The sequence below is a fragment of the Dietzia sp. HMSC21D01 genome (genome assembly GCF_001815995.1).
Classification (GTDB): domain Bacteria; phylum Actinomycetota; class Actinomycetes; order Mycobacteriales; family Mycobacteriaceae; genus Dietzia; species Dietzia cinnamea.
Genome location: NZ_KV824043.1, coordinates 1 through 2660 on the forward strand (window position 1 = coordinate 1; position 2660 = coordinate 2660).

At 71.1% G+C, this 2660-nt stretch carries 3 protein-coding genes; all 3 read left to right on the forward strand.

All coding sequences use genetic code 11. The annotated features are described in order from the left end of the window. Window positions 1-296: 296 nt before the first annotated feature. The gene (locus tag HMPREF3086_RS13915) at window positions 297-773 is read left to right on the forward strand and encodes a division/cell wall cluster transcriptional repressor MraZ (RefSeq protein WP_061228921.1); all 477 of its coding nucleotides are present in this window, start codon (window positions 297-299) and stop codon (window positions 771-773) included. A 172-nt stretch (window positions 774-945) separates the two neighbouring features. Further along, window positions 946-1968: a 16S rRNA (cytosine(1402)-N(4))-methyltransferase RsmH gene (gene rsmH / locus HMPREF3086_RS13920; RefSeq protein ID WP_061228922.1), complete on the forward strand. Its 1023-nt coding sequence runs from the start codon at window positions 946-948 to the stop codon at window positions 1966-1968. Next, the coding region (locus HMPREF3086_RS13925; protein WP_070722469.1) for a cell division protein FtsL at window positions 1965-2660 on the forward strand (696 nt) is incomplete at its 3' end. The genes rsmH and HMPREF3086_RS13925, both read left to right, overlap by 4 nt.

The following is a 2660-nucleotide window of genomic DNA, read 5'->3' on the forward strand; positions in this document are numbered from 1 at the left end:
CGCCCCGGAGCCCCACCACGCCCCACCCCGACGCCCCACCACTCCCCACCGGCCGCCCTCAGGGCCGCCTCATGAGCTACTTCAGTCACATCGGCCTCAGTAAGTCGCTGAATGTGCGGTTCGTGACGAGGGCTCGACAGCAGGGGGTCGTCCGTGTCGACGAGGCGGAAACCGTCTGAAGTGCAGTGATGTAAGACAGTGGGGAGAAGTGGGGCGCACGCCTTGTTTGTGGGGCGTAGTGGGGTACAGTGGGGCACGCAAGGAGCTCGATGGGCCTGGACCCCAGGAGGTGGCGGGTGACCGACACCGATCCCGTCGACTCCGGACGCGAACGAGCCTTCGTCGGGTACGGGACCCACCGTCCCAAGCTCGACGACAAGGGGCGGCTGACGATCCCCGCCAGATTCAGGCCAGGCCTGGCGGACGGGGTGGTGGTGTGTGGGTGGTTCACCAACACGCTGTCGGTCTTCCCTGAGGGCGAGTTCGACGCGCTGGTCAGAAAGGTCCGGCCGACCGCCAACCTCAGCGAGAGGCACATGGCGTTCTTCCGGCTCCTGGTGAGCGGCGCGGAAGTCCAGCAACTGGACTCGCAGGGACGGATCTCCATCCCCGCGAGTCAGCGGAACTACGCGGGTCTGGACAAGGACTGCGTCGTCAACGGCCTCGGGGAGCGTCTCGAGGTCTGGGACGCCGAGGCGTGGGACCGCTACAGCGCGGAGAACCTACCCGTGTTCTCCGAGATGGAGGGCACCTCGCTCGGGATCGAGTTCTGATCCCGGGAGAGGAAGGACGAGAACGCACACGAGAGCACGACGGACGGAGCCCCCCGGCCCCTGCCCGGCACCACCCTGACGTACTTCCCCGACGCCAGGTGGGTACCGGACGGGGACCAGGGGGCTCCACCACAACCGCCGGAGCACCGACGACCGGACGCGAGGAGGCGAGATGGCAGAACGGCCCGATGCCGACCGCGACGCCACGCGCTCCGGGCACATCCCCGTCTTCCTCGAGCGCACCATCGAGCTCTTCCGTCCCGTCGTCGAGGCCGCCGCGGAGGAGGGGCGCGCACCCGTCATCGTGGACGGCACCCTCGGTCTCGGTGGGCATTCCTCGCACCTGCTGGCCGAGTTCGGCGAGCTGCGTGTACTCGGCGTGGACCGCGACCCCGAGGCGCTCGACATGGCGACCCGCCGGCTCACCGCCTATCGCGGCCGCTTCACTCCCGTCCACGCCCGCTTCGACGACTTCGACAGCGTCACCGCGGCGCTACCTCCGGATGCGCGTGACGACGCCGGCCCGGCGATCGACGGCATCCTCCTCGACTTCGGCGTCTCCTCGATGCAGCTCGACGTCGCCGAGCGCGGATTCGCGTACTCGGTGGACGCGCCGCTCGACATGAGGATGGACCCCACCACCGGCCCGACCGCCGCCGACATCCTCGCCGACTATCCGCGCGACGACATCGCCCGGGTCCTCCGGGTGTACGGCGAGGAGCGCTTCGCCCGGCAGATCGCGGCCGCGATCGTCCGCCGACGCGACACCGATCCCATCGTCACCAGCTCCCAGCTGGTCGAACTGCTCTACGACACGATCCCCCAGGGCGCCCGCCGGACCGGTGGGCATCCGGGCAAGCGAGTGTTCCAGGCCCTGCGCATCGAGGTCAACGCCGAACTCGAGGCCGTCGAGAACGCCGTGCCCGGCTACCTCGACCTCCTGCGGTTCGGCGGTCGCGCGGTCTTCATGGCGTACCACTCCCTCGAGGACAAGATCGTCAAGCGCGAACTCGCGACCCGCACCGCCTCCCGCACCCCGGCGGGCCTGCCGGTGGAGCTGCCCGGCCACGGCCCCGAGTTCGAGGCCGTCACCAGGGGAGCGGAGAAGGCCTCTCAGGAGGAGATCGACCACAACCCGCGCTCGGCCTCGGTCCGGGTGCGATGCGTCCGGCGTATCGACGGGAGAACCCCATGACGAGCACGATCGACACGCCCGGCACCGTTGACGGGCTCGACACCCACCCGGCCCCCGGCGCGGACGCCGACGCCCCGGCCGGGGCGGGACGGGCCGTCGGCCTCCGACGCAGGCCGGTCACGCGCTCCGTCCGTGGCCGTCGCACCGTGGTCGTCCCCGCGGAACGTCTGAGCCCCGCGGAACTGGCCGCGAGGGTGCCCTTCCTCGTCGTCCTGCTCCTCCTCATCGGCGCAGGCGTCGGCGGCACCCTCCTACTGTCGGCCCAGACCACCCAGGACACCTACGACCTCAAGAACGCACGCGACGCCAACGTCGAACTGGTCGAGCGGATGGAGGCGCTCCGCGCGTCCAACGAGCGCGCCCGCTCTGCCGAGGTGCTCGCGCAGCGCGCCGAGAAGCTGGGCATGGTCGGCGTCGCCAGCGCACCCATCCTGACCCGGGGATCCGACGGCGTCATCGAGATCGTGGGGGAGCCGGAAGCCAAGCTCGGCGCGCCGATCAAGCCGCTCCAACCCGCTCCGGTAGCGTCCGAGCCGTCGAGGTCGTCCGACCGGGACGCGTTCGATGCGCCGCCCGCACAGGTGCCGCAGGACCGGACCCCCCGCGGCGTCGCCCCCGTTCCTTATCCGCCGCTCGCCGGCCCGCCGTCCCCGGTGGCGCCGCCGTCCCCCATGGTCGAACCGGCGCCGCCG

Bases quoted from the DNA above. Each gene is read 5' to 3' on its own strand.
- rsmH (WP_061228922.1), top strand. From the start codon at position 946: ATGGCAGAACGGCCCGATGCCGACCGCGACGCCACGCGCTCCGGGCAC.